17 protein-coding genes and 1 tRNA gene are annotated in these 22,115 nt (G+C 52.0%); 8 read left to right on the top strand and 10 right to left on the bottom strand.

All coding sequences use genetic code 11. The features are described 5' to 3' along the window. Positions 1–28: 28 nt before the first annotated feature. Positions 29–1,042 (bottom strand): tRNA (adenosine(37)-N6)-threonylcarbamoyltransferase complex transferase subunit TsaD, encoded by a 1,014-nt coding sequence (gene tsaD, locus ACX3P5_RS15805; protein WP_094120658.1) that lies wholly within the window; start codon positions 1,040–1,042, stop codon positions 29–31. Between the two features lie 277 nt (positions 1,043–1,319). On the opposite strand from tsaD, the gene rpsU reads away from it, so the two are divergent. The 3 genes from rpsU (at position 1,320) to rpoD (ending at position 5,550) form a co-directional block, all read left to right on the top strand. Next, positions 1,320–1,535, top strand: coding sequence for a 30S ribosomal protein S21 (gene rpsU / locus ACX3P5_RS15810; protein WP_001144069.1), 216 nt, complete (start codon positions 1,320–1,322; stop codon positions 1,533–1,535). A 118-nt stretch (positions 1,536–1,653) separates the two neighbouring features. Beyond that, positions 1,654–3,399 (top strand): DNA primase, encoded by a 1,746-nt coding sequence (gene dnaG, locus ACX3P5_RS15815; protein ID WP_458968975.1) that lies wholly within the window; start codon positions 1,654–1,656, stop codon positions 3,397–3,399. Between the two features lie 309 nt (positions 3,400–3,708). Next, positions 3,709–5,550, top strand: a complete 1,842-nt coding sequence (gene rpoD / locus ACX3P5_RS15820) for an RNA polymerase sigma factor RpoD (RefSeq protein WP_094121968.1) — start codon at positions 3,709–3,711, stop codon at positions 5,548–5,550. 78 nt (positions 5,551–5,628) lie between these two features. Here the strand turns inward: rpoD and mug are convergent, their stop codons facing one another. Together mug and ACX3P5_RS15830 are read right to left on the bottom strand one after the other, a co-directional pair. Continuing rightward, positions 5,629–6,141 (bottom strand): G/U mismatch-specific DNA glycosylase, encoded by a 513-nt coding sequence (gene mug / locus ACX3P5_RS15825; RefSeq protein WP_458968976.1) that lies wholly within the window; start codon positions 6,139–6,141, stop codon positions 5,629–5,631. Beyond that, positions 6,138–6,722: a TetR/AcrR family transcriptional regulator gene (locus tag ACX3P5_RS15830; protein WP_458968977.1), complete on the bottom strand. Its 585-nt coding sequence runs from the start codon at positions 6,720–6,722 to the stop codon at positions 6,138–6,140. Before ACX3P5_RS15830 ends, mug begins: the two co-directional genes overlap by 4 nt. Before the next feature lie 138 nt (positions 6,723–6,860). Here ACX3P5_RS15830 and ACX3P5_RS15835 point away from each other — a divergent pair, with 138 nt between their 5' ends. Beyond that, a complete protein-coding gene (locus ACX3P5_RS15835) occupies positions 6,861–7,652 on the top strand; it encodes an SDR family NAD(P)-dependent oxidoreductase (RefSeq protein WP_233987074.1) in 792 nt (263 codons plus the stop codon). A gap of 201 nt (positions 7,653–7,853) precedes the next feature. After that, positions 7,854–7,929: transfer RNA gene (locus ACX3P5_RS15840), tRNA-Ile, on the top strand. Between the two features lie 312 nt (positions 7,930–8,241). Here the strand turns inward: ACX3P5_RS15840 and ACX3P5_RS15845 are convergent. Beyond that, positions 8,242–10,233, bottom strand: a complete 1,992-nt coding sequence (locus ACX3P5_RS15845) for an ATP-binding protein (protein ID WP_458968978.1) — start codon at positions 10,231–10,233, stop codon at positions 8,242–8,244. Positions 10,234–10,817: 584 nt separating this feature from the next. Continuing rightward, positions 10,818–10,988, bottom strand: a complete 171-nt coding sequence (locus ACX3P5_RS15850; protein WP_458968979.1) for a hypothetical protein — start codon at positions 10,986–10,988, stop codon at positions 10,818–10,820. A 365-nt stretch (positions 10,989–11,353) separates the two neighbouring features. Here ACX3P5_RS15850 and yjjJ point away from each other — a divergent pair, with 365 nt between their 5' ends. Continuing rightward, positions 11,354–12,658, top strand: coding sequence for a type II toxin-antitoxin system HipA family toxin YjjJ (gene yjjJ / locus ACX3P5_RS15855; RefSeq protein WP_458969192.1), 1,305 nt, complete (start codon positions 11,354–11,356; stop codon positions 12,656–12,658). Between the two features lie 55 nt (positions 12,659–12,713). Here yjjJ and ACX3P5_RS15860 read toward each other — a convergent pair whose 3' ends face one another. Further along, positions 12,714–14,048 (bottom strand): gluconate:H+ symporter, encoded by a 1,335-nt coding sequence (locus ACX3P5_RS15860; protein WP_336756588.1) that lies wholly within the window; start codon positions 14,046–14,048, stop codon positions 12,714–12,716. 928 nt (positions 14,049–14,976) lie between these two features. Here ACX3P5_RS15860 and ddlA point away from each other — a divergent pair. After that, positions 14,977–16,074 (top strand): D-alanine--D-alanine ligase, encoded by a 1,098-nt coding sequence (gene ddlA, locus ACX3P5_RS15865; RefSeq protein WP_458968980.1) that lies wholly within the window; start codon positions 14,977–14,979, stop codon positions 16,072–16,074. A gap of 19 nt (positions 16,075–16,093) precedes the next feature. Here ddlA and ACX3P5_RS15870 read toward each other — a convergent pair whose 3' ends face one another. The 4 genes from ACX3P5_RS15870 to ACX3P5_RS15885 all read right to left on the bottom strand — a co-directional run bounded on the left by ACX3P5_RS15870 (position 16,094) and on the right by ACX3P5_RS15885 (position 21,291). Further along, complete coding sequence (locus ACX3P5_RS15870) at positions 16,094–17,515, bottom strand: GGDEF domain-containing protein (protein ID WP_336756596.1); 1,422 nt, start codon at positions 17,513–17,515, stop codon at positions 16,094–16,096. A 276-nt stretch (positions 17,516–17,791) separates the two neighbouring features. Further along, complete coding sequence (locus tag ACX3P5_RS15875; protein WP_233987064.1) at positions 17,792–19,267, bottom strand: SulP family inorganic anion transporter; 1,476 nt, start codon at positions 19,265–19,267, stop codon at positions 17,792–17,794. After that, on the bottom strand, positions 19,264–19,899 hold the full coding sequence (locus ACX3P5_RS15880; protein WP_233987063.1) for a carbonic anhydrase: 636 nt from the start codon (positions 19,897–19,899) through the stop codon (positions 19,264–19,266). The genes ACX3P5_RS15875 and ACX3P5_RS15880 overlap by 4 nt, the downstream gene beginning before the upstream one ends. A gap of 582 nt (positions 19,900–20,481) precedes the next feature. Then, the gene (locus tag ACX3P5_RS15885) at positions 20,482–21,291 is read right to left on the bottom strand and encodes a 5'-nucleotidase, lipoprotein e(P4) family (protein WP_233988121.1); all 810 of its coding nucleotides are present in this window, start codon (positions 21,289–21,291) and stop codon (positions 20,482–20,484) included. 108 nt (positions 21,292–21,399) lie between these two features. On the opposite strand from ACX3P5_RS15885, the gene ACX3P5_RS15890 reads away from it, so the two are divergent. Further along, a complete protein-coding gene (locus ACX3P5_RS15890) occupies positions 21,400–22,107 on the top strand; it encodes a polyphenol oxidase family protein (RefSeq protein WP_233987062.1) in 708 nt (235 codons plus the stop codon). Positions 22,108–22,115: the final 8 nt, after the last annotated feature.

Genomic DNA, 22,115 nt, shown 5'->3' on the forward strand with positions numbered 1-22,115 from the left:
AAAGCCGGCTAGCCGGCTTTTTTTACACTCAGATGGCGGGCAGTTCCGCCAGCGGCCAGCGTGGTCGCACGCTGACGCCTAATCCTCCCCGCGTTCCGCCTTTCAGCCGCACCATGCCCGCATAAGCGATCATTGCACCGTTGTCAGTACAGAACTCAGGACGTGCGTAGAAGACTTCTCCGCCACGCTTCTGCATCATCACCGCCATCTGCTCGCGCAGCGTCCGGTTGGCGCTGACGCCGCCGGCAATCACCAGACGTTTGAAGCCGGTCTGATCCAGCGCGCGCTTACATTTGATCGACAGCGTATCCACCACCGCATCTTCAAAGGCACGGGCGATATCGGCCCGGGTCTGCGCGTCATCATCGTTACCGCGAATGGTATTGGCGGCAAAGGTTTTCAGGCCCGAGAAGCTGAAATCCAGCCCCGGACGATCGGTCATCGGGCGCGGGAAGGTAAAGCGCCCTGCCGTGCCCTGCTGCGCCATCTTCGACAGCATCGGCCCGCCGGGATAATCCAGCCCCAGCAGCTTGGCGGTTTTGTCGAACGCTTCACCGGCTGCATCATCAATCGATTCGCCCAGCAGTTCATATTCACCGATGCCGGTCACGCTGATCAGCTGGGTATGCCCGCCGGATACCAGTAGCGCAACAAAAGGAAATTCCGGCGGATTCTCTTCCAGCATCGGTGCCAGCAGGTGACCTTCCATATGATGCACCGGCACCGCCGGCACTTTCCAGGCGAAGGCCAGCGCCCGGCCAATGGTAGCGCCAACCAGCAGTGCGCCCACCAGACCCGGACCGGCCGTATAGGCCACCGCATCGATCTGATTCGGCGCTAATCCTGCCTGTTTCAGCGCCGCCTGAATTAACGGCACGGTTTTACGCACATGATCGCGGGATGCCAGTTCCGGCACCACACCGCCGTAATCGGCGTGCAGTTTCACCTGGCTGTACAGCTGATTCGCCAGTAACCCGGCCTCATCATCATAAATTGCGATGCCGGTTTCATCGCATGACGTTTCAATACCCAGAATTCGCATTGCATCACCTCTTTCTCGCGGCGCGCAGTTTAGCACAGCAATTGTGCGGACAGAGGAGCCAATCCCCGCAAAAAGTCATTTTCTGTCGGCTAAAGAGTACGCTATACTCCCGCCCCTGGAAAAACCGGCAGCCGCACAGGCAAACGCTCCTGTTGGTTTCAAATTATCCATGGTGCTTTACAAACCAACTTGAGTTGGAGTAAAATGCTGCACCATTTTGAAATGTGCTGGCGCCGCAGTCAGCAGCAAAAACCGAATTATTCGAGGTGAGAGTTACATGCCGGTAATTAAAGTACGTGAAAACGAGCCATTTGACGTAGCACTGCGTCGCTTCAAGCGTTCTTGCGAGAAAGCAGGCGTTCTGGCTGAAGTTCGTCGTCGTGAGTTTTATGAAAAACCGACTACCGAACGTAAGCGCGCTAAAGCGTCTGCAGTTAAGCGTCACGCCAAGAAACTGGCTCGCGAAAACGCACGCCGCACTCGTCTGTACTAATTTCTTCCGGAGGTTCGCCTCCACCGCGTGTTAAACGCAGACAGAGTCAAGTAAAAGGCCGTGCTTTCCGAAAGGAAGCGCGGCTTGTTGCCGTTTATGAGCTGAAAATCTGGGGCGTATGGCTGGTCGAATTCCACGCGTATTTATCAACGATTTACTTGCCCGCACGGATATCGTGGATCTGATCGATGCCCGCGTTAAGCTGAAAAAGCAGGGTAAGAATTTCCACGCGTGTTGTCCTTTCCATAACGAAAAAACGCCCTCTTTCACCGTAAACGGCGAAAAACAGTTCTATCACTGTTTCGGCTGTGGCGCACACGGCAACGCTATCGACTTTTTAATGAACTATGATCGTCTTGAGTTCGTTGAAAGTATCGAAGAGTTAGCGACCTCCCACGGTTTAGACGTGCCTTACGAAGCAGGCAGCGGGCCCAGCCAGATGGAACGCCATCAGCGCCAGAGCCTGTATCAGCTGATGGAGAACCTGAACGGTTTTTATCAGCAGGGCCTGCAGCAATCCAGTGCGCAACCAGCACGCGACTATCTTGATCGTCGTGGTCTGAGCGCCGATATCATCAATCATTTCGCCATTGGTCATGCGCCTGCCGGCTGGGATAACGTTCTCAAACGTTTTGGTAAGCAGTCGGAAGATCGTGAATCGTTGATGGAAGCTGGCATGCTGGTCAGCAATGACAAGGGTCGCACCTATGACCGGTTTCGCGACCGCGTCATGTTTCCGATTCGCGATAAGCGTGGCCGCGTCATTGGTTTTGGCGGACGGGTATTAGGCAACGATACGCCGAAATATCTGAACTCGCCGGAAACACCTATTTTTCATAAAGGTCGTCAGCTTTACGGCCTGTATGAAGCACTAAAAAATCATCCGGAACCCGCCCGTTTACTGGTGGTCGAGGGATACATGGATGTGGTGGCACTGGCGCAGTACGGCATTGATTACGCCGTCGCCTCGCTGGGCACCTCAACCACGGCTGAGCATATTCAGCTACTGTTTCGCAGTACCGACAACGTGATTTGCTGTTACGACGGCGATCGCGCTGGCCGTGAAGCCGCCTGGCGTGCGCTTGAGACCGCATTACCTTACATGAATGATGGTCGTCAGCTACGCTTTATGTTTTTACCGGATGGTGAAGACCCGGATACGCTGGTGCGCAAAGAGGGCAAAGCGGCTTTCGAAGCGAGGATGGAGCAGGCGATGCCGCTCTCTTCGTTTTTATTCGACAGCTTGCTGCCGCAGGTCGATCTGACTTCACGCGACGGTAAAGCCCGGCTGAGTACGCTGGCTTTACCGCTGATTTCGCAGATCCCCGGCGAAACCCTGCGTATTTATATGCGTCAGGAGCTGGGCAATAAGCTGGGTATTCTGGATGACAATCAGCTTGAAAAGCTGATGCCGAAGCTGGCCGCAAGCGGAGCCGCACCGGTTGCACCTCCGTTAAAGCGCACCACGATGCGGGTGCTGGTGGCGTTGCTGATTCAGAACCCGCAGCTGGCGACGCTGGTGCCTTCGCTTGATGGCTTGTCTGAGTCAAAAATGCCGGGATTACCGCTATTTATCGAATTAGTGGGCCGTTGTAACGAGAATCCTGGATTGACCACCGGACAGCTACTAGAGTTATATCGCGGGACAAATTTTAGTCAGACGCTTGAAACTCTGGCGATCTGGAACCACATGATAGTAGATGAGGAAGCCGAAGCGGTGTTTCAGGACTCGCTGGCCAGCCTCTACGATTCTGCTCTTGAAGAGCGCCTGGAGTTTTTGATAGCGCGTGAGCGCACCCAGGGATTAAGCGCCGATGAGCGCCGCGAGCTCTGGACACTGAGCCAGGCTTTTGCCAGAAAATAACCGATTTTAATCATTTGTCCATTCTGACGTGTGAAAGGACAGATTGAGCGTTTTATGGCCGTCTCCGCCAGCGCACAGCCACATCGCGTACGCAGGTACGTGATCAAGGCGAGCACTGCCGGGGAGCAGAATGACGAGTAAGCCAGGCCATTAGCACCGAGTTTATACAAGCGGCTTAAGTGCCGAATACTGATGGGCAAAGCCCACGCCGCGACGAAGGCAGCGGCAAGAACTAAACGCCTTCACTGCTATTGTTGGCTCGCTGCCGACCGACACCAATCTAATTAACAGAAGTGTGGATACCGTCTTATGGAGCAAAACCCGCAGTCACAGCTTAAGCTTCTTGTCACCCGTGGTAAGGAGCAAGGCTATCTGACCTATGCTGAGGTCAATGACCATCTGCCGGAAGATATCGTCGACTCAGATCAGATCGAAGACATCATCCAGATGATTAACGACATGGGTATTCAGGTGGTTGAAGAAGCCCCGGATGCCGACGATCTGATGCTGAATGAAAACAGCTCCGATACTGACGAAGATGCCGCGGAAGCTGCCGCTCAGGTGTTATCCAGCGTTGAATCTGAAATTGGGCGTACTACCGACCCGGTTCGCATGTATATGCGTGAAATGGGTACCGTCGAACTGCTGACGCGCGAAGGCGAAATCGACATCGCGAAGCGTATTGAAGACGGTATCAATCAGGTTCAATGTTCCGTTGCTGAATACCCTGAGGCGATTACTTACCTGCTGGATCAGTACGACAAAGTTGAAGCAGGCGAATCACGCCTGTCCGATCTGATCACCGGTTTCGTCGATCCTAACGCAGAAGAAGATCTGGCCCCAACGGCAACGCACGTCGGCTCTGAGCTTTCTGAAGCCGATCGTGTTGACGATGAAGAAGAAGATGAAGAGGATGATGACAGCTCCGACGACGATAACTCTATCGACCCGGAACTGGCACGCGAGAAGTTTTCTGATCTGCGTAAGCAGTATGAAACCACCCGCAATGTGATTAAAAGCAAAGGCCGCAGCCACGCTGATGCCGTTGCCGAAATCCAGAACCTCTCTGACGTCTTCAAACAGTTCCGCCTGGTACCGAAGCAGTTCGATTACCTGGTGAACAACATGCGCGAAATGATGGAACGTGTCCGTACGCAGGAACGTTTGATCATGAAGCTGTGTATTGAACTGTGCAAAATGCCGAAGAAAAACTTCATCACCCTGTTTACCGGCAATGAAACCAACGAAAGCTGGTTCAAAGCGGCGCTGGCGATGAACAAGCCGTGGTCTGAGAAGCTGCTGGAAGTGCAGGATGACGTTATGCGTTCCCTGCAGAAACTGGCGCAGATCGAAGAAGAGACCGGCCTGACCATTGAACAGGTCAAAGATATCAACCGTCGCATGTCGATAGGTGAAGCGAAAGCGCGTCGCGCCAAGAAAGAGATGGTGGAAGCAAACCTGCGTCTGGTTATTTCGATTGCGAAGAAATACACCAACCGCGGTCTGCAGTTCCTCGACCTGATTCAGGAAGGTAATATCGGCCTGATGAAAGCGGTTGATAAGTTTGAATATCGCCGTGGTTATAAATTCTCGACTTACGCGACCTGGTGGATCCGTCAGGCTATCACCCGCTCTATCGCTGACCAGGCACGTACCATCCGTATTCCGGTGCATATGATTGAGACCATCAACAAGCTCAACCGTATCTCGCGCCAGATGCTGCAGGAGATGGGACGTGAACCGACGCCGGAAGAGCTGGCTGAGCGTATGCTGATGCCAGAAGATAAGATTCGCAAAGTGCTGAAAATTGCTAAAGAGCCGATCTCAATGGAGACGCCGATTGGTGATGATGAAGATTCGCATCTGGGCGATTTTATCGAAGACACCACGCTGGAGCTGCCGCTGGATTCTGCTACTTCAGAAAGCCTGCGTTCAGCGACCCATGACGTGCTGGCCGGCCTGACCGCGCGTGAAGCGAAAGTGCTGCGCATGCGTTTCGGCATCGATATGAACACTGACCATACGCTGGAAGAAGTGGGCAAACAGTTTGACGTGACGCGTGAGCGTATTCGTCAGATTGAGGCCAAAGCACTGCGTAAACTGCGCCATCCGAGCCGTTCGGAAGTGCTGCGCAGCTTCCTCGACGATTAAGTCAGACAAAAACCCCGGTTCGCCGGGGTTTTTTATGCCTGTCTGTCAGCGATCCGCCTTCCCGCCCCACTGTTTTGTTTAACCGTTTTGCAGTGCGGTATACAGCTCTCTGTAAGCCTCAACCATCTCTTCCAGTGACGCGCGATTCAGGCCGCTGGGATTCGGCAATACCCACACCTGCGTTTTGCCCATACATATTGGCTGTTTGCCCCACTCTACTTTGCTCTGCTGAAAGGCACGCCGGAACGCATCTTTGCCCAGAATGGCTAAGGCCGCAGGCTGATAGTGCAGCACCTTGTCGATCAGGCGTTTGCCGCCATCCCGCAGTTCATCCGGCGCTAACTGACTCGCCTGTACCGTCGGTCGTTCAACCAGCATAGTGATGCCACATCCCGTCTCGGTTAAACGTTGTTCCTCTTCCGGTTTAAGCAGTTGCTGAGTAAAACCGGCCAGATGGATGACTTTCCAGAAGCGATTACCGGGATGAGCAAAGTGATAACCCTGATGGGCCGTCGACTGGCCCGGATTGATGCCACAGAACAGGACATTGAGGTTGGCGCTGATGATGTCGCGGATGTTGTGCTCGCTCATGCGGCCACCAGTCCGGCACGCTGCTTCAGCGCATCGCGGCTGCGCTGTAACAGCTGGCTGGCATGATCCGCATCCGGACAGGCACGCGCCAGTGCCAGCGCGCCGACCATCTCAGCCTGCATGCTGGAGGCCAGCGCATCCGCATCTTCATGATCCAGCTCGCGCAGCATCTGCGCCAGGCCGTCATGCAACGTATCAATCCCCTGCGTAAAAATAGAACGTGTCTGCTCAGGCAGATGCGCGACTTCACTCACCAGCGCAGCGATTGGGCACCCTTCTGCGGGAGAATTACGATGCGCTTCGGAAAGATAGGTATCAATAAACCCGGATAACCGCTGGCCAGGCTGCGTCACCTGCTCCGCCGGCGCAAAACTGCCCGCTTCGGCAAACATGTGTTTCAGTACCTCCTGTACCAGTTCCTCGCGTGAGGCAAAATGCGCATAAAAACCGCCGTGCGTCAGGCCAACCCGCTTCATCAGAGCCGCCACACCGATGCCCTCGGTGCCGGTCTCACGCATGACTCGCGCAGCCTCACTCAGGATACGCTGCCGCGTATGCGCTTTGCTGGTCTGCTTTTCCATATCATCTCCTGCGGTTTCAGATGCGTTGCTTCTGGCTATTATAGTAATTATTACGCTCATCATATTCCAGCTTGACGGCTCATATTATGATCGTCATATTGGTGTGAATTATGACGACCATCATACGAGGAGTACATTATGTCAACATCAGGTACAGCGTTAATTACCGGCGCATCGAGCGGCATCGGCGCAACTTATGCGAAACGACTGGCTGCACGCGGTTACGATCTGATTCTGGTGGCGCGGGACAAAGCGCGGCTGGATCAGCTGGCGGCGTTGCTGAGTGAGCAGCACGCGATTCAGGTTAAGGTGCTGGCTGCTGACTTAACCGATGAACAGGATGTGCAACGGGTAGAGGCAGAACTGGTCACCAATAGCAACATTACGCTGCTGCTGAACAACGCAGGTATGAGCGTAGAAGGAGAGTTCCTTGAGGCGGATATCAACCGCATCAACACTATGCTGACGTTAAATATCGTCACGCCAACTCGCCTGGCGCAGGCTGCTGGCCGGGCCTTCAAAGCGCGTGGCAACGGCATCATTATCAATATCGCCTCGGTGCTGGCACTGGTGCATGAGATGTTCAACGGCGCTTATAACGCCACTAAATCTTATGTGCTGACGTTAACGCGCGCATTGCAGCGTGAGCTTGCTGACAGCGGAGTCCAGGTGCAGGCGGTATTACCCGGTGCAACCCGCACTGAGATATTTGACCGTGCCGGCCAGCCGATCGCGACCATCCCTGCTGAAATGCTGATGGAAGTGGATGAAATGGTCGATGCGGCGCTGGCGGGCCTCGACAATAAGGAAGCGGTGACCATTCCGCCGCTGGAAGAGCTGGAGATGTGGCAGGATTACGACCGGGCGCGCGGTACGATGGTGCCTCACCTGTCGCGTAACAAATCTGCTTCGCGCTACCACCAGAACTAACTCCGACGCAGGCAGGGAGTTCTCAGAGGGCATTTTTATGGTTGGTACGGCGTATCCTGCCGTGCCACTTTGAGACCTTGTTACCGCCCGACAGGATATTTGTTATAAAAATCAGCAGCTAATTGCCTGCTGATTATTTCAGCAACCGGTGGCTGAGTGCTGGATCGCTCAGAAGAGATACTTTATAATCCCCGCTCCGCTGGCCCCTTAGCTCAGTGGTTAGAGCAGGCGACTCATAATCGCTTGGTCGCTGGTTCAAACCCAGCAGGGGCCACCAAATTTTAGCTTTAAAAGCATATAATTAAGCCACTCTACTGAGTGGCTTTTTTGTTGTCCTAATTTTGAGTGTCGCAAAAGTGTCGCATGAGAAAACAGGCTGGCGCTGATAGCATCCGGATCAGCGTCTGGTTCTGATAAGAGGATAGCGGGCAAATTAGGCCCGGAGCCTGGCCGCTATCCTTTTTGAGATGTATTGCAAAAGCACATAACCAATGAAAAATATATATTCAAATCAGCAACATAAAGCGCAGTTGATTAATTTTGGCGGCAAAATGGCGACAGAAGTTTTGCTAGAGTGACCGTTCCCTAATTAACCGGTCACTTTTTCACTTTGAAGTTCGTTAACTAACTCCTGTCTTGAGGTGCGCTCAATAACATCCCGTTCCATCTTAAGTTTTTCGAGCATGAAACTGTTAGACAACTCGAAAGTATCAAATATGGTGTACCAGTTCTTAACATACCTCTTCATGTTAGGTTCATCAGACACCAAACCTACATCGCCATTTCCAGCATAGATAGACAAACGACTTGGAATTTCAAAGTCATTACTCGAAATTTTCCGTCCAATCAGAACCAACTCAAAATGTAGTTTTTGACTCGCAAATTCAGGATGGCGCTTAATAATTGCGGCGTAATCTTCCAGTTGCCGTAAATGCTTAACTCCTAAAGAAACGCTAGGTCTCTTTATTTCGATAATTATACACCTGAAAATCTTATTGCCCATCGCATCGAGTGAAGGAATGCGCCGGGCCAAAAAAAGGTCAGTTTGTCGCTTAGCGCCTGGAATTTCTTCTTTATCCTCTACGTCACCTTCATCCATATAATCAATGTTACTAATTTTATCTCTAAGTGTTTTAGCTATTTTGGTGAATGTATCTTCTTCAGCGCCAATAGTTTCATATCTTTCGCCAAACAACCATGTATTATTCTCTATAATTAGCTGTAAGTCCGGCGTTTCCAATACCTTTTTGTAATGCTCATTCATTATTAATTTTAACTTTTCGACCGCCAACCTTCTTTTTTGCAATTCTTCGATCGAACTTATTATGTTTTCGAGCTTTGTCTTCTTTAGTTGTTGAGAAAATCTTGACAAGTCTGTACCACTTAAATCAAGTATGCTTTCCAGTACATCGAAAAGATCCTCATTTTTATTAGACACTAACATCTTATCAAGAAGCCTTACGAAGACTTTCTTTTGTTTAATATTTAGAGTTGTAAGCAATTGAGGATCGGCAATATAAATATCTCGAACAACGCTCTTAATATTTTGGTGTTTCCAATCTGCATACTCTCTATCCTCCTCATTATATTGAGGAAATACACCATCAACTTCTAGTTGAAGTAGTGCTTTTTCGACCTGAACCCTCAAAAAATCTTCATAGATTTCCCTTGAAAAATCTACAATAAATCTCAGCAACTGTTTCCATGCGTGGGAATCAACATTACTTTTGGCATTTGCAAAAATGTCATCCCCATTTAAACTAAAACTATCTGCCCAACTTGAGGCTACAAATACACTTAAATAGAACCCTCTCTTCTTATTAAACCTACTCGTTTCTTTGTGGACAATTTTACCATCAGTACCAGTTAGGTATACAAATGATTTTTCTGTAGATGGGCTTTTCTCCCATCGAATTGCTTTGATTAAGAATTTATTTGAATCAATTTCAAAACTCGTTTCTTTAATTTCATTTTCTGGAATTTCTATTTCTAATGAATTTATTAGAATCCTTTTATCAGCGTCTAGTGCCAACTTATGACAAAACTCATTTGAAATAATCTTTCTCAACTCAATAAGATCGGGCAAGTTTGAGTGTAATTGAGTCAATTCAACACAAGTTCCGCTTTTATAATTATTTAATAGAACATGTTGCTCAGAAGAGGGAATGTCAACCTGAGCCTCATAAAGTTTAATGTCATCATCGTTAATTTTAATGTATGCATTTATTGCATTAAACTTTGTAAACCATATAGCTTGATGACAGAGTCGATGGAAAGACAGTCGTCCTCTTCCTTTTGAACCATGCTGATCAACGCTGGTTTTCTTAAGGGAGTCATTGAATCGATTGAAATTGCTTTCTAAATCGAGAAAGTTTATACCGTCCCCGTCATCAGTTACTGTAATGACTTTGGCCGTTTCAAAATCATCGTAAGTTATTACGACATTTACGGTTTTAGCATTGGCATCGAAACCGTTCCATATCAATTCAATAATAGATTGTACTGGCTCAACGTTATTGAAGTGATTTTTTATACCAGAACTGTTTATTACAGTCGTTCCTTGAATAATCTTTTTCGCCATTTCATTATTCCTTTTGAAAATTAACCTTACTCCATATCTTATCTATAACCGTGCCAACTGCAAATTACATAAATTTCAGTTTTGCATAAAATCCTGAAACCTCCTCAACCCTTGTCCTGTCTGAGGTTGTTGATTAGTCGCTAACACCTCATAGAGATCCGCTTGAGATCCAGCAGGCGACCAAAAAATATAATACCTTTTAATTTCAATCACATGATGACAGAGAGAGATCCATTCCAGATCCTTAAAACTGAAAATCACTGAAATTCTTTTCACTCTTTTCAGTTGGCGAACTCCGGCAGAAAGCCAGCAGCCGTGCGGGCTGGCCATACCGTTTGTAAAAAAATCAAACTGAAAAATTTTTATGATGCAAAACCCGCAGGCGGGTGCGGTGTAGCGCCGATTTTGTCTGCGGGACGATTATTTTGCCGGTGCTGACGCGCAGCCAGTGCCGTGCTATGCGGATGATCTGTTTATGGTTGTTGTGTGTGATGGGCGCGCCTTTGCGTGGCGCAGCGTGCGTCTGATGCGTTCTGGTGACGGGCAATAAAAAACCCGCTGCGATAGCGGGTTGGTGTACTGGCTTACTTGCCGATGACGGGTGAATATTTCTTACTGAGAGCGGCGGCCTGCTGGCTGCTCTTTGCGATATCGCTGCTGTTCGTGGGCTGGCCGGTTGACGGGTGCGTATGGCTGGCCAGCTGGTCAGCCAGCTGCTGCACTAGCGCCACGGTATCGAGCATCAGCTGGGCCACGTTAATCTTCTCTGAACCAATCCATACAACCGGCGCGATAATTTCCTGACGCGTTCCGGCAATGCTCTGGCGCAGCTAGACTTCGATAAAAAACTTTTCATACAGCGTTAGCAACAAGCCCAATTCCAGCGCATCCATTTCATTTACCTCAACCGCTAACCTACCCGCCTGTATTAATCCCCTGGCCCGACAGACAGGACCGCCCTGCCATGGATAGGGTTGAATTTAATTATCCGGATTGCACTAATGAGTCCCCGATCAGGACGTGGGACTATGCCCTTCTGGAGTGACGGATTGTAGAAGAAGTGATAGGGTATACATTCATCTATCTATTCACTTATCTATTCAAAAAGCGATTCACCTTTATGCCCACTCGCTCTGAAACGATACGCCGATTACTCAGCCAGGGGCCAACGCAAGCTCGGCAACTGATTGAAATAATGGGCATTAGCCAGCCAACACTCTCCCGCGCAATAAGAGATATGGGCGATGACATTGTTCGGATTGGAGCGGGTCCATCTATTCAGTACGTTCTGCGCGATGTTTATCGCGGATTTCGATCTGCCCCCATTTACCGCATCACTGATGAAGGACGCATCAGACCCCTTGGCGAGCTGATTCCGGTTCATCCTGAGGGATTTGTCATGGTACAGACCGACAAAATAAGTCTTCATAGTGACGGGCTGCCGTGGTGGCTGTTTGATATGCGTCCACAAGGGTATCTCGGGCGAGCCTACGCATCAGCCTATGCGACCGCTCTCGGTCTGCCAGCGAATCCAGAACAATGGGCAGACCAGGATGTCGTCAGGGCATTGCTTGCACAGGGCCATGATGCTATCGGCAACCTGCTGATAGGAGAGCAGGCTCGGGAACGTTTCCTTGAAATGCCGGAACCCATCCCCGTTGAGCGCGCCACAGCCTACCCCGCTTTGGCAATAGCGGCTGGAGCCGGTGAAGCACCGGGATCATCTGCAGGCGGGGAACAGCCGAAATTTTGCACTTATACAGAACGCGGTCACGTCTTAGTGAAATTCTCAGCTCCGGACGATAATCCGATTAGCGAACGTTGGCGCGACCTCCTGCTAGCCGAGCACCTGGCATTGAGGGTGCTCGGTGTGGAGACTGAGGTATATGATTTTGGTGGTCAGCGATTCCTGGAGATCCCCCGATTCGACCGCGTTGGCAAACTGGGACGTATTGGCATCTTCTCACTGCGGGCACTTGAGGCAGAATTTGTTGGCAATGCCAGCGCCTCCTGGCCTGTTCTGGTTAACCGCCTTGTTAAGGAAGGACATGTCCATCCTGATGCCGCAGCGGGTACTGCCCGGCTCTGGGCATTTGGGATGCTAATTGGCAATACCGACATGCACCACGGAAACCTGTCGTTCATTAGCAGTCACGGTCGCCCGTATCAGCTTGCCCCGGCCTACGATATTCTGCCGATGGGATTCGCGCCCAGCACGGGTGGCGCAATTGTGAACGCGCTTCGACCAGCATCACTACCGGAAGTAATCAGCCGGGATATCTGGCAGGAAGCGCTGGGCCTGGCAGAGAACTTCTTTGTTATAGCGAGCCGTTGCGGGCGTTTCTCCGCCAGTTTCGCCCCATGCCTTGAGGCATTACGCCATCATCTTGACGAGGCCAGCTCGCGTATCGCCCGTCTGGGATAAAAAAGCAGATGACCTGCCCGCTTAAACCATAAAGTCCAGCTAAGCGGGCCGACACTTACCCTAAAAACTGACTAATCAGCATCACCATTCCCAACCCCACCACTGAATTAATTAACTCCAGCAATCCCCAGGTTTTAAAGGTGTCCTTCATTGAGATACCAAACGTCTCTTTAAACAATAAAAAGCCACCGTCGTACATCAGGGTAATGGTGTTACTGCCACAGGCGACGGCAAGCACCATTAAGGCGGGATTGAGATCGAAGGCGCCAATCATCGGTGCGACAATGCCGGCGGAGGTGATGGCGGCAACCGCGCCCTGTCCGGTAAGAATGCGGATAACGGCAGTGATTAACCAGGCGATAATAAAGGGCGAGAAGGGAACATGGCTCATCAGCTGAACGATGCTGTCACCGACATCAGAATCGATAATGACCTGCTTCAGTATACCACCGGCACTGATGACAAAAAGCACGTTGGCAATCTGAGAAATCGATTTTGAGACATGCTGCGTAATGCCATCAGCCGTCATGCCGCGCTTAACGCCCAAAAACCAGATCGCCGTGAAGGTCGCCAGTAACATGCTGATTTCGGCGCTGCCTGTCAACTTGCACACCTGAGTCAGCATCGAACCTTCACCCGCCAGCGGTCTCACTACGGAAGCGAGAATCATCAGGATAGCCGGAATCAACGGAATCAGGATACTGATTTTAAAAGAGGGAAGTCGCTGGGGATCGATTTCTTCGATCGGTTTGATAATTGAGTTAAGCGGAATACGGTTAATGCCTGGCAGAAACCTGGGTAATAAGATACCCGCACAATATAAGGCTGGCAAAATCACCAACACGCCATAAAGGTAGACCTGGACGATATCGGCATTGAACGCGCTGATTAACGCTACCGGGCCAGGCTGAGGCGGGAACAGGCTGTGTCCCATCGTCGCGCCCACCACCGTCGGGATCACCAGTTTCATGTAGGGAATGTTGGCTTTCACCGCGATGTTCATCACCAATGGCATGGCAATCAGAAACGCAACCTCATAAAACATCGCGATACCAAATATCACCCCAATAAACATCAAACCAATAGAAAGATAGCGGGTACCACAATGGCGTATCACCGTATCAGCAATTTGCTGACTGGCCCCGGATTCGGTCATGAATTTGCCAATAATCGCGCCAAATATAATAATCAGCGCGAGGTGCCCCATAATACTGCCAATGCCCTGCTGAATAACCGTTACGATTTTCCCTAATGGAATGCCGACCATAATGGCTACAAATATGCCGGCAATCAGCAACGAGAAAATGTTATGGAATTTATACTTCAGATTAAGTACAACCAGGATAACGATCCCCGCCAGCACCCAAAAAAGCGATAAAAAAGGTAGCATACATAGCCTCAAAATAGCGATAGGTTATAGTGATTTAAAAACTAAATTTTGAGCTGAAACATCCCTGGAAATTACGGCCACTCTTCTGTTACCTTTCTGGCAACCCCTGTTATATTTTTTTACTTCTTCCCGGTCGGAATAATCAATGACCGGAACAATAACGCGATAAAACGCATCACTGGAATGACAACACCCTACCGCCTTCGGTATTAACCGTATAAACAGCGGGTTCGGTAAATGGTTATTTAACCGAATGAAATGAAAGTCATTTCCTTCCATCAATCGCTGATAAACTGTTTATCTGGCTGCTTTAAAGAGCCAGTTCATGCTTTCAACAGCGCGTCAAACCTGACCTACCATTCTAGTATATTCAAATCTCTGCTGAATGGGTTTGACCGTGCTCACACTGTTGAAAATTGCAACAGCAGCGCATGTCGGCGGATATTGAATAATAAAGTTGACTGTCTGATCGGCTATGCCAGGGGGAATCTCAATAATCATCTTAAATAGGACAATAAGAGAATAATAATGAAGAAATTGAGTCATTAAAGCGTGATTTTTAACATTTTCTTCAGCAGCGAATCCTGCGGCCAGGGCTGAGTGTTTCGGCTCCCATTATCTCAGCCAGGCGGCTACGCTTTTATTCCCGGTGGCTGGCTGCGGCATTTCAGTAATTACAGCCGTCGCGATAAAACCATCAAACTGCAAAGCTGCATTTCGCATTTCGCCGGTCAGGTGATACATCGCCCGCTCGCGCGGTCATCTCCGCAAAATCAGGCTGCGATCCTGGTCTGGGTGGCGCCTCCTGCCGCGCGGCGCCCTGCAGCGGCTGGCCAGTCGCTCCCGCAACATTCTGCTACCCCACCCTGTTTTCATTTGAGAGCTGCATGTTATCTTGTTGTTTTGATTTTTCAGCAGGCAGAAATTGATGACAAAGTTGCGGGTAGGGATCGTGTTTGGCGGTAAATCGGCTGAGCATGAAGTGTCGTTGCAGTCAGCCAAAAATATTCTTGATGCGATCGACAAAACCAGGTTTGAGGTGGTGTTGCTGGGGATTGATAAGCAGGGACACTGGCGTCTGAACGATGCCTCCAACTTCTTACTTAACGCTGAAAATCCGGCTCTGATTGCCCTGAATCGCGCGGCTGAAGATGTCGCACTGGTACCTGGCAACCAACAGCAACCGCTGATTACCCGTCATGATGCGCATCCGCTGTCGCAGATCGATGTGATTTTCCCCATCGTACACGGCACGCTGGGAGAAGATGGTTCACTGCAGGGTTTACTGCGCATGGCTTCGCTGCCGTTTGTCGGTTCTGACGTGCTGGGTTCAGCGGTCAGTATGGATAAAGACTTTACCAAGCGCCTGTTACGCGATGCCGGTCTGAACGTCGCGCCGTGGCTGAGCGTCACCCAGTCTCAGCGCGCCACGCTGGATGCGGATGCGGTGATTGATCGCCTTGGCCTGCCGCTGTTTATCAAACCGGCTAATCAGGGATCATCCGTTGGCGTCAGCAAAGTCGACAGCGCGGACGCCTTTGAGGCGGCGCTGGATCTGGCCTTTACCTTTGACCGTAAAGTCCTGATTGAAACAGGCATTAAAGGCCGCGAAATTGAGTGTGCGGTACTGGGAAATGATGCTCCGGAGGCCAGCCCTTGCGGCGAGATCGTGGTGCATGACGCGTTCTACTCGTATGACACCAAATATATCTCTGAAAGCGGCGCACAGACGGTGGTGCCCGCGGCGATTTCCGCTGCGGCCAGCGAGGCGATCCGGGAAGTTGCCATTAAGGCGTTTACGGCGCTGGAGTGTTTCGGTATGGCGCGGGTCGATGTGTTTTTGACCGATGAGGGTGAGATCATCGTTAATGAAGTCAACACGCTGCCGGGCTTCACCAACATCAGCATGTATCCCAAACTGTGGCAGGCCGCCGGGCTCAGTTATCAGGATCTGATCACCCGTCTGATTGAGCTGGCAATGGAACGCCACCAGCAGGCCAGCAGCCTGAAAAGCAGCGTCAGCTAATCGCTCTCAGCGACGTGGTTCAGGCCACGTCGCTGGTAATGGCGCGATGGTTTACCGGTGAGGTCTGATTACGGCCATTGCGTTTCGACAGGTAAAGGTTCTTGTCGGCCGCTGAAATTAACCGGTTAATCACCCGCGGCCAGTCGCCCGCGTTACCGGCGCTGCCGTGTGCCAGACCCAAGCTGACCGTCACCGTAACCGTACTGCCCTGCAGCCAGAATTTCTCTTTCGCCATGGTCTGACGTATCGACTCGGCGAGAAAATAGAGCGCTTCCGGGTCCTGATCGAACAACACCACCACAAACTCTTCTCCGCCAAAACGGCAGATACGCCCTTTTTTACCCACTACCCGCTGCATACGCCGGGCAATCTCTTCAAGCACGCTGTCACCGGCATCATGGCCGAAGTTGTCATTTATGGTTTTGAAATAGTCGACATCCAGCAGGATCACACCGGCTTTACGCGACGAACTAAAGGGCTCAGTACGCAGGCTCTCATACAGGCCAGACCGCGACAGCAGCTGGGTCAGGAAATCATAATTAGCCCGCAGCGCCAGACGCTGATTAAGCTGACGAATGGCATCCATGCTGGCAGCCACAATCAGTGGACTGATGGCAATCGTCGCCACGCCCAGCCGCGCTGACGTCAGATGGCTGATCGGCAGCAGATTATCATTGCCCTGAATGTTCATCACGCCGTGCGACACCAGAATGATTTCGGTAATGCCGGTCAGTAAAATCACCAGGCTGGTGAGCGTCATCGGCAGGACGATAGCGCACCAGACCAGCGCCGGCACCGGGAATGTCAGGCTGCCCGCGCCGCCCATCATCGCCCCGACTACCAGCGACAAGACCACCGCGATCACCGGTGAAAGTTTGCGCATGTGCAGTAACTGCCGCAGCGACAGGTTTCGCCAGTCGCGGGTCAGCAGAAAGGGTAACAGCATCAGCCCGGTAGAGAATTGCTCACTGAACCAGTCGCCCCAGGCCGTCGCCAGCGCGGCATCAAACCTGGCCTGCTGCGCCAGCGCGCCCCAGGCAGCACACACCAGCGCCGCCAGCAGGCAGGCCGGAAAAATGCGTAATACGCTGGTGATGCGTTCACTGCCTGAATCATGCTGCAGATGTTTCACCAGCAGCGAGACCGCGACCAGGATAAACAGCAGGTTAGCCACATTGAGCGTCAGGGCCGCCAGCGTCCAGCCGGAAAAGACCATATCGTTGAACGCCATCGCCGTGAAGCAGGTGAGGTAATAGCGAGCCTGATGCAGAAAGGGATTCCGGACAATCACTCCCGCGACGATCGCATTGACCGGCCAGAACAGCGACAGCTCCTGCGGAATGCGCAGGTGTCCGCCGATAAAGCTAAACAACAGGGTGATTAAAAATAGCGAGAGTGCATTTTTTTTAACGTTGTGCTCTTCAAACAGCTTAACGCGCATACATCCGGACCTTGTCGCAGAGAGACGGGCTGTCCACGCCAGCCTGAAACGGGCGTGGCGTCAGAATGATTTAATCCTGGGCGCCACCAAAGTCATCCTGCGATAAAACCACTCTTCATGGGCTAACTTTGAAAACTGAGGCAAAATGCCCCCTTACAGGTGAATCACGTCAGGCGGCAGCGGGAATGGGGCCAATTATGCCCCGTAAATAAAAAAACCGGATATCCGAGATATCCGATTTTTGCCGTTCTGACGATTTTACCGTTGCGCTTAGCGCTATTTTACCGCAACCGGCCACTGACTAAGGCGAATACCCCGTTTATCGGCATTATCGCCGAAATCCTTGAGTACTGCTTTAACATCGGGATCGATATATTCAGCATTATCGTTATCCACAATCACCACGCTGTTCTCCGGGATCTCGTCCAGCAGCCCCTGCAGCTTAGGGTTGTGCATAAAGGTCAGGTTCTGCTGAAAGCGCAGCACGTAGTGGTCGTCGTAGCGTGTGAGCTGCAGCGCGTTGCGATGACTTTTATAGATGCTGTAGAGGATCTGAGTCGCGATACCGATACCAATCCCTACCAGCATCCCCAGCGTAATAATCCCGACGATGGTGGCGAGGAATGGCACGTACTGCTGCGCGCCCATGCGGAACTGTTCCACAAACAGCCGCGGCGTCGCCAGTTTGTAGCCGGTATAGAGCAGCACCGCCGCCAGACTGGCCAGTGGGATGGCATTCAGCATCTCGCTGAACCACATACCGCAAATCAGCAGCAGTACACCGTGGATGAAAATTGACAGTTTGGTTTGCGCACCGGCGCTGACGTTGACGGAGCTGCGGACGATCACTGCGGTAATCGGCATGGCGCCCAGAAAGCCGGCGGCCAGGTTACCGATCCCCTGGGCAAACATCTCTTTATTCGGCGAGGGCGCAGGCGTCTGCGGACGCAGCTTTTTCAGCGCCTCCTGGCTGAGCAGAGTTTCCAGGCTAGCCACCAGCGCTAAGGTCAGCGCCACGACCCATACCTGTGGGTTCTGCCACGCCATCCAGTCTGGCGTTTCCAGTTCCGCCACCAGCGCAGAAACGCTGTCAAACGCTGGCAGTGAGATGCGCGCCAGGCCGCTCGTCATCTCCGGGAACAGGCGTCCACCTACCACCGTGGCCAGACAGCCAATCAGCACGGCGATCAGCGGACCCGGAATCCAGGCCAGAGCTTTGATGCGTTTGACGGGTGCCGTCGTCCATAAGCAGAGGATGGCTAGCCCGACGCCCGCCACCAGCATCGCCGGCAGCGAGAAGGTCATCTCGCCCGTCACCAGCGAAATCAGTTCGGCATCCCCTGCTGCACCCAGTGCAACCGGGATCTGCTGCATGATCAGCAGCAGGCCAATCGCCGCCAGCATGCCTTTAATGACGCTGCCAGGCACCAGCGAGATAAATCGCCCGGCGCGCAGCAGGCCAAACAGGCACTGCAAGGCACCGGCGAGAATCAGCGCGGTGAGAAAGGCGGAAAAGCTTCCGAGCGAGGCCATTGAGGCCACCACAATCGTCACCAGACCGGCCGCCGGGCCGCTGACGGCAAAGCGAGACGGACTCAGGGAGGTGACGACCAGGCCACCAATCACACCGGTCAGCAGACCGGCAAACGGCGGTAATCCGCTGGCTTGCGCAATGCCAAGACAGAGCGGCAACGCGACCAGGAAAACCACCAGGCCCGCAGGGATATCGCGGCGAAGGGTATCGAGATTCATGGTGAAGGCTCCTCTGCAGATTGCTGGATCAACTCTTTGAGATGGCCGGAGCGCAGGTCATAAACGCAACCAAACACTTCCAGTTCCTGGCCCGATTGCCAGATTTGCCGTACCGGTTGGGTCTGCACCAGTCTGGCGAATTGTGCCTTCACGTTGGCCTCAACCAGGCGGTCGAGCAGTTCGCTCTGCGCCTCTGCGGCTGCGGGTTGTTCAGCCAGACCGGCGTCAATATCGTGACGCAGCGCGCTGATGCGCCGCGCCAGCGCCGAGTCCTGATGCTCCAGCACGCTGCCGGGCAGATTGAGCGCCGCTTCCACGCCACCACAGCCGTAATGTCCGCTTAATACGATCCGTTTCACGTTGAGAAAAAAGAGCGCGTACTGCAGCACGCTCAGCAAATTGTCGTCGTCCTCAACCACCATATTGGCAATATTGCGATGAACAAAAAGTTCGCCAGGATGGGACCCGGTTAATACCTCTGCCGGTACGCGGCTGTCCGAGCAGCCAATCCATAGCGAATGGGGCTTTTGCTGATGGAGAAATTTTTTAAAATAATCCGGATTACGCTGGCGGCGCTGTAATGCCCAACTGCGATTTTTCGCTAATAAGGGTTTAAGTGTCGTCACAATCATCTTCTCTCTACTGCCGGGAATATCGGTTCCTGGGTAACCACAAGGTGTATCGGCTCACAAATAAAGCGGGAACCAATAGGGAAATAAGAACCTAATCACGAAAAAAGGTTATAAGGGCTAATCATTTTCAATGCACGATAAATATTTTCGGGCTCCGTTGTGCATGGTGTTATGTCAATAACAGGTCAATTCAAGTCAGCCAGATGTAAATTTAATTAAGCAGGACAGGTTCGGGATCTCGAAAAAAATACAAAATTAAAACAATTTAATCAATACATTAAGAATAAATGGATATTCAGCCAAAAATAACGCTGACAAATATATACAATTATTTTTGATGTCCCCGGCGGCTGCCATACCAACCAACCGACAAAATACCAGGATTGTTCTTAATTACTAAAATTAACCATTAGCACAATTCACCGCCTTAATCGGTTACAGGCAGTGAAACGTGCTTTAATTAATATAAGAATGAAGCAAGAGATGATTTATTTGATTTGCAGCAAAATAGTGACGCAGGAAAGTAAATCAGGGCCGTTTGTTAACAGAGCCTGCACAAGTCAGGCTCTTTTTCTTGACGAATTATTTACCGTTCCAGCTTTGCAGCCGCGATTCCCGCACTGACAGCTGCTGTTGCGGCGTCAGTTTATTGTAATTTTCCGCCATTCCACTCTCCCAGTCGCCATACAACGGATTAGGCAGCACGATAAACTGTGTGCCGAACTGCTGATGGTTCAGGTTCACAAAATCACGACGCTGCTGATTGCCCTGATGCCAGGTGGCACCGCCGAAGTCGTTAAGGTTATCGCCGACGTACAGCACCACGTTATAGCCTTCATTTTTGATGGCATCGAAACGCGCCTGCTTGTTCGAGCTGTCGGTATTCAGACGAACCGTTTTGTCACTGACGTTAGGGAAGCCCAGTTGCTGCATGTTGGCCACCGTGGCGGCGTAGTCCTGCTGATCGCGGTTCGAGACGTAGAACAGCGTGCCGCCATGCTGAGTCACGTAACGCGCAAACTCCAGCGCGCCCGGCACCGCTTTAGCCTGACGCGCCTGGGTCCAGGCCGACCAGCTTTTACTGCTGAACGGCTGCCCGTTCTTCGCCTGCCAGGCGCTGTAGGCGCTGTTGTCCAGCATGGTTTCATCCAGATCGACAATCACCGCCTTGGGTTTACCGGTCAGTGACGGTGCCTGGTCAAAGGCGAGGCGCGCGCTGTTAAAGGCTTGCCAGGTCAGGGCCTGATATTCGCCTGACTGCTGAAACCAGTTCACCGCCAGCACCGATTGCTGGCCAAGTTGTTGCTGAGCCGATTGCTGCGACGAGGTCGCACAGCCGGTTAACAGCAGCGCGACCAGTGCGGAAGCGGCGAAGGTTGCTGAGGTTTTCATCATGTCATCCTTAAGGTGAGAAAGGTCTGAGTGGGAAAGCTTCAAAAATGTAGCAGTTAACGTAAGCTGTGGGGAGCTCAACGCACGCCGTTATGACAGGAGATTCTTATGGCCGTGACCCCGCGCTCAACCTTGCTCGATTCGCTGGCGTGGCTCGATTACGCCTTTCAGGCCGCCGGCGATCCTCCGCCAGCTGATGCGGCCTATGGTCATCAGCGTCACAGCGCTATTGTGGTCACTGATGTTGAAAACAGGCCGCCTAAAAGCTGTGAATCGGATGGCATTATCAGCACGGGAAGCCGGCCGGTGGCGGTTTACACCGCTGACTGTTTGCCGGTTTTGTTCGCCGACGCTCAGCGCAAAGTGGTAGCGGCGGTCCATGCCGGTTTGCAGGGCACGCTGGCGGGTGTTCTGACCCGCGCGGTGGAAACGCTGCAGCAACAGGGCAGCGATCCGCAAAACCTGTGGGTGGCGATCGGTCCGGCGATGGGTCCCTGCTGTTACGAGCTGGGCGAGCCGCAATTGGCAGAGATGCAGCGGCGCCCGTCCCTTGCTGGCTGGCTACGCTGGCAGCGCAACCAGCCGGTCAACCCGCTGGCGCAACGTCCGCAGGCGACAGCCCGGCAGCAGGGCGTGTGGTTTGACCTGCCCGCACTGGCGACACAGATGCTGTTACAGGCTGGCGTACCGCAGCAGCAGATTGAGAACGTTAACGTCTGCACCTATTGCATGGCGGAGAGCGGATCGAGCTATCGTCACAATACCCACTTTGCCCGCGGTTACCACTCCCGCTACTCGTGGATTCGTCGGCGTTAAGCACGTTA

This window comes from Pantoea sp. S-LA4, from assembly GCF_054482835.1.